The organism is Desulfotignum phosphitoxidans DSM 13687, assembly GCF_000350545.1.
Classification (GTDB): Bacteria; Desulfobacterota; Desulfobacteria; order Desulfobacterales; family Desulfobacteraceae; genus Desulfotignum; species Desulfotignum phosphitoxidans.
Genome location: NZ_APJX01000015.1, coordinates 1 through 19,823, shown reverse-complemented (window position 1 = coordinate 19,823; position 19,823 = coordinate 1). Strand labels below are relative to the sequence as shown.

The following is a 19,823-nucleotide window of genomic DNA, read 5'->3' as shown; positions in this document are numbered from 1 at the left end:
TAATATTTTTTTATACTTTTCTTGATAAAAAGCGTCTTCCTATCCTACCTATATCCAGCTGGTTCTGGCCGTGGCCGCCAAAGCCCTGAACGGGCGCGCGGCATCGAGCCGCAAGCGCAGGTTCGATCCTCAGAGCGCCCGCTACGACTTCAGGGTTTTTCTGCTCCACCTGGGACTCATCGGCGACGAGTTCAAGACCGCCCGCAAGCACCTGCTCGCGGCGCTTCCGGGGGACTCGGCGTTCAAGCGAGGCAGACCGAACCAGAAGGATATTCAATCCGCAATTCAAAATCCGCAATCCGCAATCGAATCCCGGCCTCCGGCGTTTTCAGGGAATGGCACCGCCGAGACGGATGAAGGAGGTGCGCCGTGAGAGTGCTGATCAAAAACACCGACCTTGCCGGAAAACCCCTTGAGGGCGAAGGCGAGGTGTTCACCGGGAAGACCTCCCTTGAAATCGTCCGGGCCATGAAGGGGGCGGCCCTGTTTTCCGACCAGGGGAGCTTCGAGGACTACATCGACATGCTCCTGCGCAACGCCAAGATGCTTGCGGGCATCGACCTGGTCGTCAAAGGTGAGAGCCCCGAGGAGAAGGCCGATTCCCTTCTCGCCGTCTTGATCGATCATGGCCTGGCTGTTCACCCGGCTGCTGGTCTTGAGCGAAAGCCGGGGCCCCCACGCAACCGGGATGGCCTGGCTCAATCGGGACGGCGAGCATCGCCTCTTCAAAAGACCGGTTTCCGCCGGTCAGTTCGTCATCGACAAGGCGTTCCACGAGGTCTTGGCCGGCATCGACAACCGTACAACGGTTCTGCTCGGCCACACGCGTTGGCGGACCCGCGGGGATGAACGGGTCAATCGCAACAATCACCCGATCCGGGCCGGGGACGTCATCGGCACCCACAACGGCACCATTTACAACGCCGACTACCTGTTCCGCCGTTTCAAACTGCGGCGGTTCGCCGAGGTGGACAGCGAGCTGCTCTTCCGCCTGGCGGCCAGGGCCGCACGGAGTGGTCGGATGGATGTAGAGTGGTTCAAAGAAAGGCTTCGGCACTGCCGGGGCCAGATGACAGCAGTGCTCGCATCCCGGCTCGATCCTGAAACCATCCTCGTGCTCAAGGGGAACAAACCGCTCGAGCTCCGCATCCACCGCAGGCATCCCCGTCCTGCAGGTTCCGGACGGGGATGTCCTCGCCCATGGCACTTCGGGCGTTTCGGCCGACGTGGCCACACAGGCGCGGTTTTCCGAACAGTTGGCCTCATACGCCGAACCGACCCTGCAAAGCGTCACAGCGGGCGACTGGGGCCGCGTGTACGGGGAGCTTCTCACCTTCGACGATCCCGAGTCCCGCCTGCCCGCCATCGACCGCCTGGAGGGGTTCCGCTTGGGTGACAGAAGTCTCTACAGACGAGTTCTCCTGCCGGTAATTATCATCGACATGATTCAACCCGCATGGCTTTATATCGGATTTATACTTGACAACATGACGTCGCGTTATATAATGTGACGTTATGTTTTATTTTGTTGAATTCAACTCGAAAAGTGTGCGGAGGTCAGATGATGGAAAAGAAAAAGCTTTCAAGACGAGAAATGGATAAATTACGGCATCGTCGCCAGATGCTTGCTGCCGCACTCGATCTTTTTTCACTGAAGGGATACCACAACGTTTCAATGCACGAGATTGCCGGGAAGGCCGAGTTTGCAATTGGTACGCTCTACAAATTCTTTAAGAATAAAGAAGACCTCTATAAAGCCTTGATAATGGAAAAGGCAGATGAATACCATCGGGCTCTAAGTGACGTTCTTTCTAAGGAGAATGATACATTGGCCGTCATTGGAGATTACATAGCCGCTAAAGCCCAGATTTTTGCCAATAGCGTTGCCGCTTTGCGCCTTTATTTTGCTGAAACAAGAGGTGCAAGCTTCAACATTAAGGCAGGGCTCGATCAGGACATTCGCAAGCTATATGACGAAATGGTCGAACAGCTGGTTTCCACAATGAAAAGGGGCATCGATCGGAAGGTGTTAAAAGAAGGCGATCCTTATTACATGGCTGTGGCTTTGGAGGGGCTTACCAACTCTTTTCTTTTCTGCTGGTTGGAAGATCCAAAGCACCATTCGTACGAGGAGAATGTTCAGATGATCAAGGAGATGTTTCTAAACGGGTGCTTGGCCAAATGAATAAGACAATGCGAATTATAGGCAGAAGACCTCTTTTTATCGTGTGTTTCGTCCTCTTGGCGATTTTAGGCTACGTTTCTGTGAGTCCTGCTGCTTCTCAAAAATTGATGCGGCAATTTGAACAAGAAGGACAGCTGCAATTATCGCTCAGTGATTGTTTGAGAATAGCGTTGAAACAGAATCATGATATCCGTCTTACACAGGAAGCTCTAGCTCAAGCCGATGCAAAGATAACTCAAGCCAAAGCTGCCATGTTTCCTTTTTTGGGTGCAGAGGGTTCCTACACGCGTCTTGACGAGGAAGTGGGCGTTGCCCTGGGACCGCAGTCATTGACTTTTATAGATCGAGATATTTACAAGGGAGGGATCGTGGTCCGACAACCAATTTTCATGGGAGGGCGATTAAATGCGGCGCGCAAGGCATCCCAGTATTCACGAGACGCCCAGGCTCAAGAGAACAGGGCCATTGAAAAGGAAATCACTTTCCAGGTTACGCGCGCTTATCGGACCGCTCAGGTTGCCAAGGCATTCCGCAAGGTTGCCGTGGAAGCCGTCGATCTTCTCGAGATGCATGAACATGACGTGGCGATTCTGGTAAATAAAGGGGCGAATCCAGACATCGACCTGCTTCGTACCCGAACGGAACTTGCCAATGCCCGCAAGGAGATGAATGGTGCCAATAACGCTGTCGATTTGGCATACTCCGCACTTAAGCATTTGCTCAGCATTTCCCTTGAAGAATCGGTCAGTTTGACGGAAGCCTTGGTGCGGTCACCCAGGCCGGAAAGGAATCTTTCGGCTCTCACTGAGTCGGCCCTTTCGCAACGTCCTGAACTTTCTGCAATGGATTTCCAAATTGCAGCGGCGGAACAGGTACTTAAGGCGGCCAAAGGAGAATACCTGCCGACCATTGCCCTGGAAGGGCGCTACGAATACATGGAAGGCGATTTCCGGGACCTGGAAGGCGGTGACCACTGGACGATCGGAGTAGGGGCACAGCTTCCCCTCTGGAATTGGGGGGAGACCGCGGCCAAGGTCCGAGAGGCGAGATCGCAACTGGTTCAGGTGAGAATTCAGCAGGACAAAACGACAGATCGCATTCGACTTGAGGTCCGCCAGGCTTTCCTGGACATCGGGAAAGCGGAAAAAAATATCGAGGCTGCTGAGAGCACACTGAAAACAGCCAAAGAGGCTTACCGCCAGGCAAGGGCCAGATACCGGGCAGGAGAAGGCACAAATACAGATGTATTAGACGTCCGTACGGCCTTAAGTCGAGCTGAAGCGAATCACACCCAGGCTCTTTTTGACTACAACGTTGCATTGGCTGCCCTTAATAGAGCAGTGGGTGTAGTGGTAGAACAGGCTGATATCAAGGAAAAGGAGTTTGCCGAATGAAACGGTGGGGAGCATATATTTCGATTGTTGTCGCGGTGGCTGTTATTGCGCTCTTGGTTGTTCAGGTTTCCAAAAAACAATGGCAAAAAGACGTGGACATGGATACGGTCGATAAAGCGTTGCCTGTCACAATTGCAGCTGCTGTCCAGCACGAATTCACGGACGATATTGAGGGCGTCGGTACCCTCAAAGCCCGAGAGACAAGTCTGCTGAGTCCCAAAGTGGCAGGACCGGTAAACCAGGTGCTGGTTGATATCGGGGATCCTGTCATAGCCGGTGAGGTCGTTATTAGATTGGACAGAACCAACTTTGATCTCGGCGTCAAACAGGCGCAGGCAGCGCTTGCGGCTGCGCAAGCAGCAATCCCTCAGGCCAGCGCCAGGTTTGAACAGGCTGAGAAAGAATACCGCCGCGCAACCGAACTGTTGGAAGAAAAGGTGATTCCGCAAAGTCGTTTTGATGCAGCGGAAGCTGCCTTCAGGGCCGCCAAAGGAATGGTATCTTCAGTCAGGGCCCAACGTGACCAGGCAAAGGCAGCCTTGGAGACGGCACTGGAACATCTCAAGAATGCCTATATCAGATCACCTATAAGCGGCACTGTCGTGGAAAGAAATGTGGAGATCGGTCAGGCGGTTGCGCCCGGCAGCCGGCTTCTGCGTATCGTGGACCAGACATCACTGGACTTTGATGTCGATTTGCCGGAGTCAGACATTAGCCGCCTTGCCATTGGAGTTGCCGCGGTAATTACGGCAGATGCGTTCCCCGGGCATGAATTTTCCGGGAAAGTAACCGTTGTCAATCCAATGGTGGACCGCAAGACGCGCACTTTCCGGGTGAGAATCAAGGTGCCAAATCCGTCCGGGAAATTGGTGGACGGAATGTTTGCCAGGGTGAAGCTGTCGGTAGAAAAAAGAAGGTTCCTTGCCGTCCCTCGTAACGCCTTACAACGCCTCCCCGGAAGCGGCACGTATTACGTCTTCGTTGTGGAGGGAAATAAAGCCCATAAGCGAACGGTTGGCATTGGAGCCATGAATGACCAATATGCCGAAGTGGTGGATGGCCTGGTTGAGGATGACAAGGTTGTTACCAGCGGAACGGGGCGTTTGCGGTCGGGTATGGATGTAACCGTTCAGGATGTTTCGAACAAGAATGAGACGGACAGGTCCGGAGAAACAACTCTACAAGAAGATCGGCGGTGAGCATGTCAAACAATGACTCGGGCTTTCCAAAAAATATCGGCCTGGCGCTGGGCAGCGGCTCTGCGCGAGGGTGGGCACATATCGGTGTAATACGGGCACTGGCTGAGGCAGGAATAGAAGTCAAGTATATAGCCGGCACCAGCATTGGTTCTCTGGTAGGGGGCGCGTTTGCCCTCGACAAAATAGATGTGCTGGAAGATTTTGCCCGCCAGCTCGACTGGAAACAAATCGTTTCCTTTATGGATGTGACTTTTCCGAGGTCGGGACTCATTGATGGGAAAAAGATCACTGATTTCTTTCGCGGTCATGTTCGGGAGATAAACATTGAAGAATTACCCCTTCCCTATTGCGCCGTCGCCACCGAATTGACCACGGGGTACGAGGTCGTTTTAAGCGGAGGGGATCTTATCGATGCAATCCGTGCGAGCATCTCGGTTCCAGGCATTTTTACGCCGGTAAAGAAGAACGGCAGTTTCCTGATCGACGGCGGCTTGGTCAATCCCGTTCCGGCAGGCGTGGTCCGGAATATGGGAGCGGATTACGTTATCGCCGTAGACTTGAACCATGACATTGTCGACAAAAGGAGTGCCGACAGCATCGTTCCGGTTGATCCATCGTTGGCGAGTGTGGTTGATCAACCCCCTCCCCCGAAATGGAGAATCGCGCAGGATCTGACCAACAGGCTCAACGAATTCAGTTCGCCCGCGTTATCGCAAGTACGCCAGTGGCTGCACAGGGATCCCGTGCCGAATATCTTTGATGTGTTGATGACCTCAATCAACATCATGGAAGTACAGATAACCGCAACAAAATTGGCAACAGCTCCGCCCGATCTGCTGATTCAGCCGAAGCTGGGAGATATTCGTTTTATGGAGTTCCATCGGGCCGAAGAGGCCATTGCCGAGGGGTACCGGGAAGCCATGACGCAATTCAAACAGAGGTGGAAAGGTGCCGTCAAAAGCGATTTATCAAAAGATTCCTTATTTGGGAGGATGGGAAATGGGAATTAATATTTGTGAATTACAAGAAAAACGCCTCGTGGATCATCTTCATTCTCTAAAGGTAAAGGGTGAGGTAATCGAAAAAAAGAGGGTGGAATCATTCGGTGACCAGCCTGACAGGAAGATCCTCGTTGTCAAGTTCAAAAACAGGATAATCGAAACGAATCTTGACGATTCGCAATTTGATCGGGCTGAGATCGGGGAGCAGATTTGGTTTGTTCCTCCAGTCCCAGACCGTGCACCGTGCAACCGTCATCTATTCATATGTATGATTGTCGCCCTCATAGCAGGTGCGCTGGCAATCTGGGGCATTGCAAGCTATTTTCATGGAAAAACCGCCTTCCTCCTTTCCCTTGTCGCGGCAGGTTGGATCTCCGTTATTGCCTGGGCCAGGATATGTTCGCACGAGCAAAACAAATGCCTTCAGGACCTTGAGATGGAAATCGACTTTTTTGAAACCGACGGTGACGACGAGCAGGGAGATCGAGAATGAAATTACCGGAGATATCCGTCCGCCGGCCGGTCACTACCGTTATGGTTTTCGCTGCTATCATTCTTTTGGGCAGCGTAGCCTTCTTCAAGCTCAACCTGGACTTGTTGCCCGATATTGAGCCACCGGCTGTTAGTGTGATCACCCCCTATCCGGGAGCTTCCGCCACGGATGTCGAGTCGGAGGTAACCAAGTACCTGGAAGACCATCTTTCCACCACACCGGATCTCGATCGGCTGGAGTCAAAATCAAAGGACAACATAGCCATCGTCAATTGCGTATTCAACTGGGGCACTGACCTGGATGTTGCGGTTAACGATATCCGGGAGAAGATCGATCTTGCCAAGCCGGACCTTGCCGACGGAGCAGAAGAACCCTTTATCTTCAAGTTCAGCAGTTCCATGGTGCCGGTGCTCATCATGACGGTGACGGCTCAAGAGAGCAGTCCCGATCTTTACAGAATTGTCGACAAGCAAATCGCTGATCCGTTGAAGCGTGTGTCCGGTGTGGGTGCCGTCGTCTATATTGGTGGTCAGGAAAGACAGATCAATGTGCATTTCGATCGCGCAGCAATAGAGGCTTATCACCTTTCTGTCCAGCAGATCAGAAATGTTCTTGCCGCCGAAAACCTGAACCTTCCGGTGGGCACCGCTGAAATCGGGAGGAACGAACTACAGATCCGGGTGGCAGGGCGCTACCGGGATGCAGCTGAAATTGCCAATACGGTGATCGGCAGCGACGGCGATGCGCTTGTGCGACTCAGGGATGTGGCCACGGTCACCGATGCCTTTGAGGAGCCGCAGGAGTGGGCACGGTCGGGCAAGCTCCCCGCGATTGCTTTACTTATCCAGAAGCAGTCCGGCGCCAATACCGTTACTGTCATCAAAACCATAAAAGAACGCCTTAAAACACTGAAAACAGAGGTGCCGGCGGACATTGAGATCCATAAAATCATTGACAACTCGGATCACATTTATTCGATGATCTATAATCTGACCGAAGCCGCCGTCGTCGGCGGCCTCCTGGTTATTGTGGTCTGTTTCCTGTTTCTCCGGCGGTTTCGTACCAGCCTGGTCGTCACAATGGCAATCCCATTCTCCATCATTCTTGCCTTTATCGGCCTCTTTGCCATGGGATACACCATCAATGTCATTTCCCTGATGAGTCTTGCCATTGCCGTGGGCATGGTCGTGGACGATGCCATCGTCGTGCTTGAAAACATCGTACGACATGTGGACGATGGCAAGTCTCCGAAGTTGGCCGCCGTGGAGGGGGCATCGGAAGTGGGCATGGCGGTGGCCGCGTCAACGTTGACCATTGTGGCTGTCTTCGCCCCGCTTCTTCTGGTGAAGGGACTCGCCGGGATTATCTTCGGTCAACTGGCATTTATAATCCTGATCACTATTCTGGCATCGCTTTTTATTTCGCTGACGTTGACCCCCATGGCTTCTTCCCGTTTGCTCCGTTCACGGGATGAGAGAAAGCTCAACCCGGTATTTGCCTGGAGCGAGCGTTTGCTGAATAAAATCGAAGCCGGTTATTCCCATGCTCTGGAGTGGGGGCTGAGACACCGCAAGATGTTGCTTTCACTCATAATTATTGTATTTACCGGCAGTCTGGCACTTATTCCACTGGTCGGCACGGAATTTTTTCCGGAAGTGGATTCGGGGGAAGTAGAAGTTGTCCTGGAAATGCAGCAGGGCACCCGCGTGGAGGTCACGGCCGGAATTACGCAAGAAATGCTCAAAGCGGTGAACGCCATTCCGGAGATGCAAGCGTCCTATGCCCTGGCAGGTCAGACCAAAAAAGGATTTTTGACGGCGCTCGGTTTTGAAGAGGGGACAAACATCGGTCGCATCGGGGGCCGTCTCGTTGAAAAGGAAGAGCGGAGTCGCCATGCCAAGGAGATCGCTTCGGAGCTTCGTGAGCAGGTCATGAAACTGCCGGGTGTTGAAAAGTTTTCCGCAAGCGCTGTAAGCGCCATCCAGAAGGCCTTTCTGGGGGGCGGCCGTGCCATCAGCATCGATATTCTGGGTCATGATATCGAGATGACAAACAAAGTTGCCGCGGAAATCCGACGCATCGTGGAAGCAACACCCGGCTCGGTGGATGTTTCCGTCAGCAGGAAGAAACCGCGGCCGGAAGTGCAGGTTCGTCTTGACCGGGATAAGGCAGCATCTTTGGGATTGAATGTGGCGCTTGTCGCCGACGCATTGAGAACCAACTACTATGGATTCGATGATACCAAGTTCCGGGAGGCCGGTGACGACTTCGACATTGAACTGCGACTAAAAAAGGATCAGCGGGAAACGATTCGTGGAATCGGTGAAACCCCTATCACCACCCTGACCGGTCAAACCATTAAGCTCCGAAACGTCGCTTCTGTTCGTGAAGCCTTTGGGCCCGTTGAGATCGAACGGAAAAACAGGACCCGAGTCACCAAGGTTCAGGCGGGTGTCCAGGGCAGAGTTTTAGGGGATGTGGTACGAGATATTCGAGAAAAAATGGCCTCTCTTGACCTGCCTCCCGGCGTTTCCATTGAATGGGGCGGAGAGGTGGAGGAACAGCGAAAAGCGTTCCGTGATCTGACCCTCCTTCTCATTCTTGGAATTGCCCTTGTCTACATGGTCATGGCAGGGGAATTCGAGGATTTCGTTGACCCATTCATCATCATGTTTTCGGTTCCCTTCGCTTTCGTCGGGGTGATCTGGGCCTTCGTTGTCACGGCCACTCCGCTCAACCTGATGAGCTTTATCGGAGTAATCATGCTCATGGGCATTGTTGTAAAAAACGCCATTGTGCTCGTGGACTATACCAAGCAACTGAGAGCAGGCGGCATGACGCTAAACGAAGCGATTGTTACGGGAGGAAAAACACGCCTGAGGCCAGTGCTCATGACGAGTCTTACCACCATATTCGGCATGCTCCCGTTGGCCCTTTCCAGGGGGGAGGGATCTGAAATCTGGAATGCACTTGGCATCACGGTCATTGGGGGACTGTTGGTCAGTGGCCTTGTGACATTGATTCTGGTACCTCTGATGTATTCGCTGGTTCACAGGAGCAGGGTGCAATGAAGACTGATATTTTAAACATACTTTTTTCTTTTTCTTTGTTTTCCATTTTTGGATGGGTGTTGGAGGTTACCTATCGTTCCGTACGTGACAAACGGTTCGTCAACCCCGGTCTCTTGAGGGGACCGTATCTTCCTCTTTACGGCACGGGCGCCTTGTTGCTCATGGTGGCGGGTTCCCTGTTGCAGGAATCCCATTTGGTTACTAAAGCACTCGCCTATTGTGCGATCACGACCGGACTCGAACTGATCTCGGGATTTATTGCACAATACTTTTTTCATGTACGCCTTTGGGACTATTCGGATCAGCGTTTTCATTATAAAGGCTATATCTGTCTCAAATTTTCAATTTACTGGATATTGCCGGTGTTCGCTTATGAATATCTCCTATTTCCTCCCTATCAAGGCCTTCTCAATCAGCTTTCACCCGTTGTTAAAGGTATCTTTGCGGCGGTGACGCTTTCAATCATGCTCGTGGATTTTCTGACGGTCTCTATCAGGCATTTCCTCCGCCTGACACCGAAAGAGAAAACCCTGCTGGAGACACAGTTTATCGACACGGCAAGGCCGCTTCTTGAACTGCCTGAGGTTGCGAAACTGTCGCAGTATACCCATCACAGGGGAAAGACCCGATTGGAGCATGTCAAAGAGGTAGCATACCTGAGCTTTCTCTGGGGCAAACGACTTTCCCTGGACAGTGAAGCGATTGTCCGGGGTGCGCTGTTGCACGATCTTTTCTATTACGACTGGCTGCATGAAGGACCCAGATTGCATGGTTTCCGGCACCATAACATCGCACTTAAGAATGCGCGCGAAATAACCCTCCTTACTGAAAAAGAAGAGGATATTATCAAAAAACACATGTGGCCGCTTACCGTTGTACCACCGCGTTATATGGAGTCGCTTGTCGTTTCACTGGTGGATACATTTTGCTCTGCAAGAGATTATTTGAGCGTGAAGAAACAAGACAAACACGCAAAGGCAGTCGCCGGTTGCGTTGGTTCGGAATCGGGGGATAAACAAAAATGACAAAACAGGCGGGCCATCTCTTTTTTACCGGGATTGACATAGGCTCAACAACGGCCAAGGCGGTGGTCCTGGATAAAGAGGGCGGCATGATTTTTTCCCGCTACTGCCGTCATCAGGGCAAAACCGTGGAAACAACACGGAGCATTTTCAAGGAGGCACTTGAGGAACTGGGCGACGTGGAACTTGATTTGGCGGGTACCGGATCTGCCGGGATGGGCGCGGCCGAGGTCTTCGGCCTGCCATTTGTGCAGGAAGTGGTGGCCTCCGCGCACTTCATTGAAAAATTTTTTCCGGAAGTCAGAACGTTTATCGAAATCGGCGGCGAAGACTCCAAAGTCATATTTTTCGACGATAATGGTCGTCCCGATATCCGGATGAATGGCAGTTGCGCCGGGGGCACCGGTGCTTTTATTGACCAAATGGCAGTTCTTCTGGATATTGATGTATCGGAACTGAACACGCTGGCCGGAAAATCCACGAATATTTATTCCATTGCATCCCGGTGCGGCGTTTTTGCCAAAACCGATATTCAGGCGCTGCTAAGCCGTCATGTATCCAAAGAAGATGTTGCGGCTTCCGTATTTCATTCGGTTGCCCTTCAGGTGATCACCGCCTTGTCCCGTGGACGGGATATACAAAGAAAAATACTTATGGGGGGCGGCCCGCTGACGTTTTATCCGAACCTGCGCAAGGCTTTTGTTGACCTGCTGGGTATTGAAAATCTGGATAATTTGATCATTCCGGATCATCCGGAACTGCTTCCCGCCATGGGAGCGGCCATGGTGCGCAATGGCAAACCATGTCGGGGCCGGATCAGCAATTTTTTATCCATGTCCGAAAATGGCGTCAGCCATGTAACCAACAGCGGCACCAAAAGGCTGCCCACCCTGTTTGCAGGCAAGTGCGAATTTGAGATATGGCAAAAAAGGCATGCGCGGAAGCGGGTTCCCCGGACTGACCTCTCTGAGACAAAAGAAAAAGATCTTTTTTTAGGTGTGGATTCGGGATCAACCACCACCAAGATTGTCCTTGTCGATGGGGAAGGTAAACTGGTTCTGGGCTATTACGGCTCCAACAACGGCGATCCCGTCCAGGCGGTAAAAAAGGGATTGGCCGAATTCAGGGAAAAGTGTGTTTCCGTCGGCTTTCACCCGCGGATCGTCAGGACGGCCGCCACCGGCTATGGTGAAAGCCTGATAAGAGCCGCCTTTGGATTGAATGACGGCGTGGTTGAGACCATGGCGCATTACCGGGCGGCGCGGCGCTTTGAACCGGATGTTTCCTTTATTCTGGATATCGGCGGGCAGGACATGAAGGCGATCTATATTCATGATCACGCCGTGTCTGAAATCCAGATCAATGAGGCCTGTTCATCCGGATGCGGTTCCTTTATTGAAACGTTTGCCCGTTCGCTGGGGTACAGTGTCCAGGAATTCGCCGAGATTGCATGTGACAACAATGCACCCTTTGATCTGGGAACCCGCTGCACCGTGTTCATGAACTCCAAAGTGAAGCAGGCGCTCCGGGAAGGGGCGATGGTCTCCGATGTTTCGGCCGGTTTGGCGTATTCGGTTATTAAAAACGCCCTGTACAAGGTGCTGAGGCTAAAGGACGTCGATGTCCTGGGGAACAAAATCGTGGTTCAGGGCGGAACTTTTCGAAATTCAGCCGTATTACGCGCATTGGAGATGCTGCTGAACAAGGAGGTTATAAGGCCGGATATTTCCGAGCTGATGGGTGCATACGGCGCGGCCCTGACAGCCCTTTCAAATCATCGCGCGAATCTTTTGGAACCTGCTGCTCTCCTTCAAACACCACTTAAGAGTTCAGAGACGCCAATCGTGTTGCAGGAAGCAAATGGTTTGTTCCTCGAAAAGTTGGCGATGGGAAGTGATTTTTCAAAAAAGGAAATCCGCTGCAAGGGCTGCGAAAACAGGTGCAGGGTTTTGAAGCTGATTTTCAACAATGGAAACCATTTTTATACGGGGAACCGATGCGAGCGGTGTTTCAGCAACAATCCGGAGGTACAACACAAGGGAAAGAACCTGATCGATGATCAGATAAAGCTCTTGTTTGAACGAGACATGGAACCCGAAGGCGAGCCGATTCTCACCTACGGTATTCCCCGCTGCTTGAACATGTATGAAAACTTTCCATTCTGGTGTGCCTTTTTGACCACGTGCGGGTTCAGGGTGGTTCTCTCTTCCGAATCCGGTTTCAAACTTTACAAAAAGGGTTCCGCCACGGTCATGTCGGAAAACATCTGCTTTCCCGCCAAGCTTGCCCATGGTCACATTTTCGACCTTATCGGAAAAAAAGTCGACAGGATATTCTACCCTACTGTGGTCTATGAGCAGGAAGAATACGAAAATGCTTTAAATACTTATAATTGCCCGGTGGTTACCGGATATCCCGACCTTTTGAAAAGTGCGGTTAACCCTGAGCAAAAATTCGGGATTCCCCTGGATAACCCGGTGATCAGCTTTAAGGATTTCAATCTGCTGAAGGATCAGCTTTATCTATTCTTCAAGCAGTCCGGAATCAATTACCGGACGGTGTCGGAAGGCGTCGAAAAGGGGATGGCGGCACAATCGGATTACAGGAAACAACTCAGGTCCATGGCGAAAACCCTGCTGAGCAAGGCGGATGCCGGGGGGCGGACAACAGTTGTTCTTGCCGGCCGACCCTATCATGTGGACCCGCTTATCAACCACGGTATTCCGAAGCTGTTGACGGAACTGGGAGTGGATGTCATCAGTGAAACGGCTGTTCCCTTGAATGCGGATGCCGTCTCACTGGAAGACGTCAATGTCCTGACCCAGTGGAGCTATGCAAACAGACTGTACGCAGCGGCCGGGTGGGTAACGGACACGGCCAATGCCCAAATGGTTCAGTTGACCTCTTTTGGCTGCGGGCCGGATGCGGTTTCGACCGACGAGGTCAAAGAAATTTTGCGTTGCGGCGGGAAAATCCATACCTTGCTCAAGATGGATGAAATCGCCAGCCTGGGTGCCGTCAGGATCAGACTGCGCTCCATGCTGGAGGCGGTGAAAGAAAAAAACGGTAAAACGAGGGCCACAGGGGCCGGCACAATGAAAAAAGACCGGGCGGTTGTGGAAGAAGACAGAAAGAGAATCCTGATCGCTCCCTATTTTTCACCCTTTTATTCACCGCTGATCCCGTCTGCTTTCAGGCCCCTGGGTTACCGGGTGGAAGTCCTCCCGCCCCAGGATAGGGTATCGGTTGAATGGGGACTAAAAACCATCAACAACGACATGTGCTACCCCGCTATCCTGGTTGCCGGCGATATTATCAAGGCCTTCCGGTCAGGCCGCTACGATCCTGAAAATACCGCTGTTATTCTGACCCAGACCGGTGGTCAATGCCGGGCATCCTCATACGTGTCGCTTATCAGAAAAGGATTGGCCGCCGCCGGCCTGGATGAGGTTCCGGTAATTGCCATATCCAATGAGGAAATTGATCCTCAACCGGGATTTAAAATAGATAAAAAGGGGCTTATAAAACGGCTGGGCCTGGGAATTATTTTCGCGGATCCCCTGGCCAGGATGTATCTATCCACAATGGTCAGGGAAAAGGTGCCCGGGACATCCAAAAACCTGCATGAAAAATACCTCTTTGAAATGGAGACAGGCATCGAGAATGCAGATTATTATTATCTTCTCAATCTTCTGAAAAAAGCCGTGGCGGACTTCAACCGGGTTGCGATCAACGACAAGACGGTCCCAAGAGTCGGGATCGTTGGAGAGATCTTTGTTAAATACAACTTCTTCTCCAACGGAAATATCATCGACTGGCTGTCCGGCCAGGGGGTGGAAGTGATCCTTCCTCCTATACAGAGTTTTTTCGCCCAGCGCTTTATCAATGAAACCTACAATCAAAAGGCCTTTTTTAAACGTTCTTTGGCAGATCGCATCAAGTACAGGCTGCTGGAGATATACTCAAGATACCACATCGGTCAAATCGAGCGGGTTATGCAGGGATTTCGCTTTTACAAAAAGGCGCATGACTTGAGAGAACTGGCTGAAATAACCGACGAGGTTGTCAGCCTGGCCAACCAGTTTGGCGAAGGGTGGCTTCTTACCGCCGAAATGATCGCCATGCTCAATGAAGGGATCGGTAACATCGTCTGTCTCCAGCCCTTCGGCTGCATTGCCAATCACATCACCGGAAAGGGGATGGAGAATAAACTCAGGGAGTTGTTCCCTCATTTGAATCTGCTTTCTCTCGACATGGACGCGGGGGCAAGCGAGGTCAATTTGCTGAACCGGCTCCACTTCATGGTAACAGCGGCCCGGGAACAGGTGGCCCGCGAGAAGGGGACGTTGGTCGGGCCGGAAACAGTTCAGCGCTTTACCATGCCCACGGGATGGGCACAAGAACTGTATATGTTCAACAATTACGCATCACTGGAGGTTGAAAAATGGCGGGCCTGGGTGTCCGGCCTAGGATTGTGGGAAAAAGCGCGAAAAATCAGGCGAAAAATCAGCTTGTAACCATCGACATCATTAGCAGATGCGTTGCAGCGTCGAACGCTCGTCTGAGGAAATCGAAACGGCCAATCGGGAAATTCGCTTGATTTTTGCTTCCCGACCCCTTATTTTAGGATATGCTATTAAGGTAAAATAAAGGCGAATCTTATTTTAGGTTCGAGGCAGGCAGGATGAAGCGAGAACTCCAAGGCAAATACGTGACCATATCGACGGTGGGTGAGAAGGCCCAGGCCTTCGTGCCCGCGCCGCTGCCGCCGCGTCCGCCCATCGACTGGACCCCGGAGCTGCGCAGCAAGTTTGACCAGGCGCTGCTGGCGCTCGGGCGGCTGGACAGCGTCTCGACCTTGCTGCCGGACACCTCGCTGTTCCTCTACATGTACGTCCGTAAGGAAGCGGTGCTCTCCTCCATGATCGAGGGAACCCAGTCGTCGCTGTCGGATCTGCTGCTGTTCGAGCTGGATCAGGAACCGGGTGTACCACTGGATGATGTGCGAGAGGTCAGCAACTATGTCGCCGCCCTCGATCACGGCCTGCGTCTGTTGGGGGAAGGGCTGCCGCTGTCGCTGCGCTTGTTCCGCGAGATCCATGGCGTTCTGCTGACTAAGGGCCGGGGCAGCAATCAGACACCAGGGGAATTTCGGCGCAGCCAGAACTGGATCGGAGGCACCCGGCCCGGCAATGCGGCCTTCGTTCCGCCTCCGGCCGAAGAGGTGCTGGAGTGCATGAGCAAGCTGGAGTTCTTCCTCCATGACCAGCCGGAACCGACTCCGGTGCTGCTCAAGGCGGCGCTGGCCCATGTGCAGTTCGAGACGATCCACCCATTTCTGGACGGTAACGGCCGTCTGGGGCGTCTGCTGATCGCGCTGCTGCTATGCGAGCAGAAGGTGCTGCGGGAGCCGATGCTCTACCTCAGCCTCTACTTCAAGACGCACCGCCAGTATTACTACGAGCTGCTGGGCAACGTGCGTCTGACCGGCGACTGGGAAGCCTGGCTCGATTTCTTTGCCGAGGCCGTGATCGTCACCGCCACCCAGGCGGTGGAAACGGCCCAGCAACTTCTCGATTTGTCGAACCAGGACCGTGACAAGATCAGCAGTCTCGGCCGGGCGGCGGCATCCACCCTTCAGGTCCACCGGGCGCTGATGGAGCATCCCATCGCCACCTCGGGCTCGTTGGTGGAAAAGACCGGCATCACCCCGGCCACGGTCAACAAGGCGCTCGGCCATCTGGAGCAGCTCGGCATCGTCAAGGAGCTGACCGCCCAGAAACGCAACCGCCTGTTCAGCTATGCGGGCTATATCGAGATCATGAGTCGCGGCACGGAACTGCCGGGCAGGTAGGCCAGTTCGATTCCGGTTTTCGGAATCGAATCAGATTCGTTGGGAGATTGTTCTTGGTATTCGCTCGCGTTGCAAACCCAGCATCCTCGTCCGGAACTTGGAAATCGGGAGAGAAAAGTTGCTTCCCCGGTGGGAACTTGGGGCGTGACTCGGCTTCCTATGTTAAGCCCTATGTTTTCAATGTGTTACGGGGCAGATCGGGGTCGGAGGCTGAGTTGCGGTCGGGAGCTGTTTGCTCCACCACTATAGACCTTGAAAACTCAATGTTTTCAAGGTTTTTTTGTTTACAGGAAAGCGTCAAAAAAATGCTGGGTATGTGCTGGTGTGCATGGCGCCGCCATACAGGTCCAGTCCTCTTACCCCCCAAGTCTTTACAGGCATTATCCCTGTGCCGCTTAAAATATTTCTGAATTTAAAAAATCCGAAGCAGCCGGACGGCCGATTTCGGTTTTTTTTAAATTGTCTTGCCATTCGGTCCTCCGTTTCCGGATTTTTTTCCTGTTCATGCTTGAACGGCAAAGCACCCTGTGTCATATTGGAAACGCTTTAACTTAAGGCAGGCGTTTGAACGGGACGTGAAACGGGAATGAGGTTAACCCATAAGGGGAGGTGCAACAATAAGTGACCGGATTCTTGGCTGGGAAAAGGATGACTCACACCGGTAACGCCCCGGCGGACATGATTGGCCGGACCCGGGCGGCCCTTGAAAAGATTCGACGCACACACCACTGCCTGATTGTGGCGGTCACCGGCAGCATTGCCTGCGGCAAAACCACGGTATCCGGGATGCTCGAGGAATTAGGGGCCCCTCTCATTGATATGGATCAAATCGCCCGGGAGGTGGTGATGTTGCCTGATCCGGGCACCACACAGGAATACAGCTGGTCTGCACGGATAATGAGGGAAGTTTTTTCCATGGGCCGTTCCTGTTATCTCAATATGTCAATCTGATGAACCTGGTTTATCCATCAGATACCTTTATTCATCAGGGAATGCAAGACAGAGAACATTGCTTGCAAAATCAGGAAAAATGGCGTATAGGATCATCTTCGGTCAGGATGTTGCTTGCCAGGAGATTCCATGTATACCCCGCTGCATTACCAGGTGTCTGAATATGATTGCGTGCCCACCGCATTGATCAATGCAGTGAGCTATCTGTTCAAAAGAAAAGAGATCCCCCCCATGGTGATCCGACACATCTATCTGTACTGCCTGGATACCGTGGGCCGCAATGCCCGGTTCGGTATAGGCGGAACCAGTAAATACGCAGCCCGACTGGTGGGAAACTGGCTGGATTCCTACCGCAGAACCGCTGTCCGCGGGATGAAAGGCAATGTTTGCATCCTGGATTCATCAGACGGCCGGTCCCCCAATTTGAAAATAAAACAGGAGTGGCTGGATCAGCCCGACTGCAAACGGTTCTGCCTGGGTCCTGTACCCCTCAGAGAAGCGCTGCTTATCCGGCGCCTGTCCTGACAGACCGCAGGTACAGGAGGCGGAGTTTGAAACCGCAGATGGCCAAGCTGGGAAAATCCGTGGATCTCACCGATGAGGTCGAGCGGCTCGAAGAACTTATCGAACTGGCCGAAGCCCATTTCATCCATCTGAAAAAAGTGGTGGAGAGTCTCCCACCCAAGTAAAAAAAGGGTGGATGATCAAAATTTCCGATTCTGTTTTTACATTTCCCAAGGATTGATAATTTGTAACTTGTCAATCTCGAAAAAATCTTTGACATTGCGCGTAGCCAACGTCAGATCGGCAGTAAGGGCAATCGCCGCAATTTGAGCGTCTTCTACACTTATCCAAATGTCGGTTTCTGGCTGATCATCAAGCCAGAAAACCACTTTGGAATTGGGCATGGGCCGCATCAATTCAGATATGATATTGGTATCCAAAAGGATCACAAGGTATTTTCCAATTCAGACAAAGTTGTACTGCGCGGATAAGATCTTTGCGATAGCGGCAATTCAATACCACCCAATTCGGAAAACCGTTTGGAGATACGTGTGCCAATGCCTTTGGCGCAACGCTCTTCCAATAAATGTTTCCTGAGAATCTGTCTTGCTTCTTCTTCCATCGATCGGTTATTTGCGGCAGCCATAATGCGTAGTTTTCCCTTAAGGGATTCATCTATGTTTCTTAACGTCAAACTGGCCATTTTAGAAATGCCTCCCGGTTTTGTTGTTAAACTAAGAGATAATCATGCATTCATTGTAATCAATGCATGATAAACCTGTCAATTAAAAACCCGGGCGATTGATCCGGAAATCAGCAGGATCTGCATGTCCATCACATTGGTGCGGGCGGGACCCGTGGCCAGCAGATCATCCAGTGCAGGGAAAAAATTATAGGAGTCGTTGTCCGCCAGGGGGGTTGTCGGCATGGTCATATCGGATCAATCAGTAATTATATATCTCAATCGACCCGGGAAGTCCAGAGAGGAAAACCTCACCCTTGCCCCGCCTTTCCTTGGATTTAATATTCAATTCACAGGCAATTCCACTGTCACTGTGGTTCCTTTGCCATATGCACTCTCCACCGCAACTGTTCCGCCATGGGCCTCGACAATGTATTTCACGATGCTCATTCCCAAACCAGTTCCTTCTATGGCCTTGTTGGACGCATCAGCCCGCCAGAACTTGTCAAAAACCTGTTTCACCTGGTCCGGTGTCATACCGATGCCCTCGTCCTTCACATAGAGCAAAACTCATACCACAGCCTTATGGCAAATATCCAGTGACAGCTTGAAAAAAATATTCTGGTCACGTAAAGTTCCCGTAAAAAAAATTTTTCAACCGTGAACCTGAAAATGTCTATGAGAAAAAATAAACACTTAATTTATTAAGGTGAATTTAAATGACTGATCGCGAAAATGTCAGCACCAAGATCGCCATCTCAGATGTCACACTGGATGCGTCTATCTATCCAAGAGAAAATATTGATCATAAGCGTGTCAGTATTTTTGCGGAAAATATAAGAGACGGTTTTTACATTTGATCCCATTCTGAAATTGGCAGGTGGAAACAGCGGGATAAAAATCAGCCGAAATCACCGTTCAAAAACCAGCCACCCCCTACGATAGACACACCTGTCCGTGTCCGGCTCAAACCAGATTCAAAAGAGCGTGTGTTCAGGCCTGAGTAAAAGCCTGCCTATATTTTCAGTTTGTGCCGATGATTACCTTTTTCGATAACTGTCCCCTTCCATTATAAGAATCTCAGAGTTGTAGACGAGGCGGTCGGCAATCGCTGTGGCAACAGTGGTTCCGTCAAAGATGTCTCCCCAGCGGGCAAACGGCAGGTTGGTCGTTATGATGGTGGACCTTTTCCCATGCCGGCCGCTGATGACCTGGAAAAACAGGTTTGATCCCTGTCTGCCCAGCGGAAGGTAACCGATTTCGTCACAGACTAAAAGTTCCTGTGATTGATAAAATTGAAGCTTTTTGAGCATGGTGTGATCATTTTCAGCTGCCACCAGCTGATTGATCATGTCCATGGCGGTTGTAAAAAGGGTTTTTATTCCATTCTGAGTGGCAGCATACGCAAAGCACTTGGATAAAAAAGTCTTCCCAGTCCCGGGGTTTCCGATCAGTATAATGTCTTTT

21 protein-coding genes and 1 pseudogene are annotated in these 19,823 nt (G+C 51.9%); 17 read left to right on the top strand and 5 right to left on the bottom strand.

What is annotated here, in order from left to right; translation table 11 throughout:
* Positions 1-70: 70 nt before the first annotated feature.
* The 16 genes and pseudogenes from DPO_RS21655 (at position 71) to DPO_RS25600 (ending at position 17,859) form a co-directional block, all read left to right on the top strand.
* Entirely contained in the window at positions 71-373 is a 303-nt protein-coding gene (locus DPO_RS21655) for a hypothetical protein (RefSeq protein WP_006968519.1), read from the top strand.
* On the top strand, positions 370-849 hold the full coding sequence (locus DPO_RS26275; protein WP_040012218.1) for a hypothetical protein: 480 nt from the start codon (positions 370-372) through the stop codon (positions 847-849). Before DPO_RS21655 ends, DPO_RS26275 begins: the two co-directional genes overlap by 4 nt.
* A pseudogene (locus DPO_RS26270) lies at positions 782-1,093 on the top strand (glucosamine 6-phosphate synthetase); the annotation flags it as partial. The gene DPO_RS26275 and the pseudogene DPO_RS26270, both read left to right, overlap by 68 nt.
* A 133-nt stretch (positions 1,094-1,226) precedes the next feature.
* The gene (locus tag DPO_RS25045) at positions 1,227-1,511 is read left to right on the top strand and encodes a gamma-glutamylcyclotransferase family protein (protein ID WP_051069423.1); all 285 of its coding nucleotides are present in this window, start codon (positions 1,227-1,229) and stop codon (positions 1,509-1,511) included.
* A 50-nt stretch (positions 1,512-1,561) separates the two neighbouring features.
* Entirely contained in the window at positions 1,562-2,185 is a 624-nt protein-coding gene (locus DPO_RS21640; RefSeq protein WP_006968517.1) for a TetR/AcrR family transcriptional regulator, read from the top strand.
* The gene (locus DPO_RS21635) at positions 2,182-3,579 is read left to right on the top strand and encodes a TolC family protein (protein WP_006968516.1); all 1,398 of its coding nucleotides are present in this window, start codon (positions 2,182-2,184) and stop codon (positions 3,577-3,579) included. Before DPO_RS21640 ends, DPO_RS21635 begins: the two co-directional genes overlap by 4 nt.
* A complete protein-coding gene (locus DPO_RS21630; protein ID WP_006968515.1) occupies positions 3,576-4,778 on the top strand; it encodes an efflux RND transporter periplasmic adaptor subunit in 1,203 nt (400 codons plus the stop codon). The genes DPO_RS21635 and DPO_RS21630 overlap by 4 nt, the downstream gene beginning before the upstream one ends.
* A gap of 2 nt (positions 4,779-4,780) precedes the next feature.
* Positions 4,781-5,788, top strand: coding sequence for a patatin-like phospholipase family protein (locus DPO_RS21625; protein ID WP_006968514.1), 1,008 nt, complete (start codon positions 4,781-4,783; stop codon positions 5,786-5,788).
* Entirely contained in the window at positions 5,778-6,272 is a 495-nt protein-coding gene (locus DPO_RS21620; protein ID WP_006968513.1) for a hypothetical protein, read from the top strand. Before DPO_RS21625 ends, DPO_RS21620 begins: the two co-directional genes overlap by 11 nt.
* Complete coding sequence (locus tag DPO_RS21615) at positions 6,269-9,343, top strand: efflux RND transporter permease subunit (protein ID WP_006968512.1); 3,075 nt, start codon at positions 6,269-6,271, stop codon at positions 9,341-9,343. Before DPO_RS21620 ends, DPO_RS21615 begins: the two co-directional genes overlap by 4 nt.
* Positions 9,340-10,368, top strand: coding sequence for a putative ABC transporter permease (locus DPO_RS21610; protein ID WP_006968511.1), 1,029 nt, complete (start codon positions 9,340-9,342; stop codon positions 10,366-10,368). Before DPO_RS21615 ends, DPO_RS21610 begins: the two co-directional genes overlap by 4 nt.
* Positions 10,365-14,882, top strand: a complete 4,518-nt coding sequence (locus DPO_RS21605) for an acyl-CoA dehydratase activase (RefSeq protein WP_006968510.1) — start codon at positions 10,365-10,367, stop codon at positions 14,880-14,882. The genes DPO_RS21610 and DPO_RS21605 overlap by 4 nt, the downstream gene beginning before the upstream one ends.
* 167 nt (positions 14,883-15,049) lie before the next feature.
* Positions 15,050-16,219, top strand: coding sequence for a Fic family protein (locus DPO_RS21600; RefSeq protein ID WP_006968509.1), 1,170 nt, complete (start codon positions 15,050-15,052; stop codon positions 16,217-16,219).
* A 648-nt stretch (positions 16,220-16,867) separates the two neighbouring features.
* Positions 16,868-17,170: a dephospho-CoA kinase gene (locus tag DPO_RS21590; protein WP_006968508.1), complete on the top strand. Its 303-nt coding sequence runs from the start codon at positions 16,868-16,870 to the stop codon at positions 17,168-17,170.
* A gap of 129 nt (positions 17,171-17,299) precedes the next feature.
* Complete coding sequence (locus DPO_RS21585) at positions 17,300-17,695, top strand: hypothetical protein (RefSeq protein ID WP_006968507.1); 396 nt, start codon at positions 17,300-17,302, stop codon at positions 17,693-17,695.
* A gap of 26 nt (positions 17,696-17,721) precedes the next feature.
* Entirely contained in the window at positions 17,722-17,859 is a 138-nt protein-coding gene (locus DPO_RS25600) for a hypothetical protein (protein ID WP_160166941.1), read from the top strand.
* Positions 17,860-17,895: 36 nt separating this feature from the next.
* Here DPO_RS25600 and DPO_RS24840 read toward each other — a convergent pair whose 3' ends face one another.
* The 4 genes from DPO_RS24840 to DPO_RS21570 form a co-directional block, all read right to left on the bottom strand.
* Entirely contained in the window at positions 17,896-18,123 is a 228-nt protein-coding gene (locus DPO_RS24840; protein ID WP_006968505.1) for a PIN domain-containing protein, read from the bottom strand.
* A complete protein-coding gene (locus DPO_RS21575) occupies positions 18,120-18,377 on the bottom strand; it encodes a FitA-like ribbon-helix-helix domain-containing protein (protein WP_006968504.1) in 258 nt (85 codons plus the stop codon). The genes DPO_RS24840 and DPO_RS21575 overlap by 4 nt, the downstream gene beginning before the upstream one ends.
* 78 nt (positions 18,378-18,455) lie before the next feature.
* Positions 18,456-18,608, bottom strand: a complete 153-nt coding sequence (locus tag DPO_RS24835; protein WP_006968503.1) for an MOFRL family protein — start codon at positions 18,606-18,608, stop codon at positions 18,456-18,458.
* Positions 18,609-18,701: 93 nt separating this feature from the next.
* Positions 18,702-18,914, bottom strand: a complete 213-nt coding sequence (locus DPO_RS21570; RefSeq protein ID WP_268870653.1) for an ATP-binding protein — start codon at positions 18,912-18,914, stop codon at positions 18,702-18,704.
* A gap of 161 nt (positions 18,915-19,075) precedes the next feature.
* Here DPO_RS21570 and DPO_RS25595 point away from each other — a divergent pair, with 161 nt between their 5' ends.
* Positions 19,076-19,216 carry a hypothetical protein gene (locus DPO_RS25595; protein WP_006968501.1) on the top strand — a complete coding sequence of 47 codons (141 nt, stop codon included), beginning with the start codon at positions 19,076-19,078 and terminating at the stop codon, positions 19,214-19,216.
* A gap of 180 nt (positions 19,217-19,396) precedes the next feature.
* On the opposite strand, the gene DPO_RS21565 is transcribed toward DPO_RS25595, so the two are convergent.
* The coding region (locus DPO_RS21565) for an ATP-binding protein (protein ID WP_040012215.1) at positions 19,397-19,823 on the bottom strand (427 nt) is incomplete at its 5' end.

Excerpts from the sequence above, each read along its gene's own strand:
- DPO_RS21640 (WP_006968517.1), top strand. The coding sequence starts at position 1,562 with ATGATGGAAAAGAAAAAGCTTTCAAGACGAGAAATGGATAAATTACGG.
- DPO_RS21635 (WP_006968516.1), top strand. The coding sequence starts at position 2,182 with ATGAATAAGACAATGCGAATTATAGGCAGAAGACCTCTTTTTATCGTG.
- DPO_RS21630 (WP_006968515.1), top strand. The coding sequence starts at position 3,576 with ATGAAACGGTGGGGAGCATATATTTCGATTGTTGTCGCGGTGGCTGTT.
- DPO_RS21625 (WP_006968514.1), top strand. The coding sequence starts at position 4,781 with ATGTCAAACAATGACTCGGGCTTTCCAAAAAATATCGGCCTGGCGCTG.
- DPO_RS21620 (WP_006968513.1), top strand. The coding sequence starts at position 5,778 with ATGGGAATTAATATTTGTGAATTACAAGAAAAACGCCTCGTGGATCAT.
- DPO_RS21615 (WP_006968512.1), top strand. The coding sequence starts at position 6,269 with ATGAAATTACCGGAGATATCCGTCCGCCGGCCGGTCACTACCGTTATG.
- DPO_RS21610 (WP_006968511.1), top strand. The coding sequence starts at position 9,340 with ATGAAGACTGATATTTTAAACATACTTTTTTCTTTTTCTTTGTTTTCC.
- DPO_RS21605 (WP_006968510.1), top strand. The coding sequence starts at position 10,365 with ATGACAAAACAGGCGGGCCATCTCTTTTTTACCGGGATTGACATAGGC.
- DPO_RS21600 (WP_006968509.1), top strand. The coding sequence starts at position 15,050 with ATGAAGCGAGAACTCCAAGGCAAATACGTGACCATATCGACGGTGGGT.
- DPO_RS21590 (WP_006968508.1), top strand. The coding sequence starts at position 16,868 with ATGACTCACACCGGTAACGCCCCGGCGGACATGATTGGCCGGACCCGG.
- DPO_RS21585 (WP_006968507.1), top strand. The coding sequence starts at position 17,300 with ATGTATACCCCGCTGCATTACCAGGTGTCTGAATATGATTGCGTGCCC.
- DPO_RS21575 (WP_006968504.1), bottom strand. The coding sequence starts at position 18,377 with ATGGCCAGTTTGACGTTAAGAAACATAGATGAATCCCTTAAGGGAAAA.
- DPO_RS24835 (WP_006968503.1), bottom strand. The coding sequence starts at position 18,608 with ATGACCATGCCGACAACCCCCCTGGCGGACAACGACTCCTATAATTTT.
- DPO_RS25595 (WP_006968501.1), top strand. The coding sequence starts at position 19,076 with ATGACTGATCGCGAAAATGTCAGCACCAAGATCGCCATCTCAGATGTC.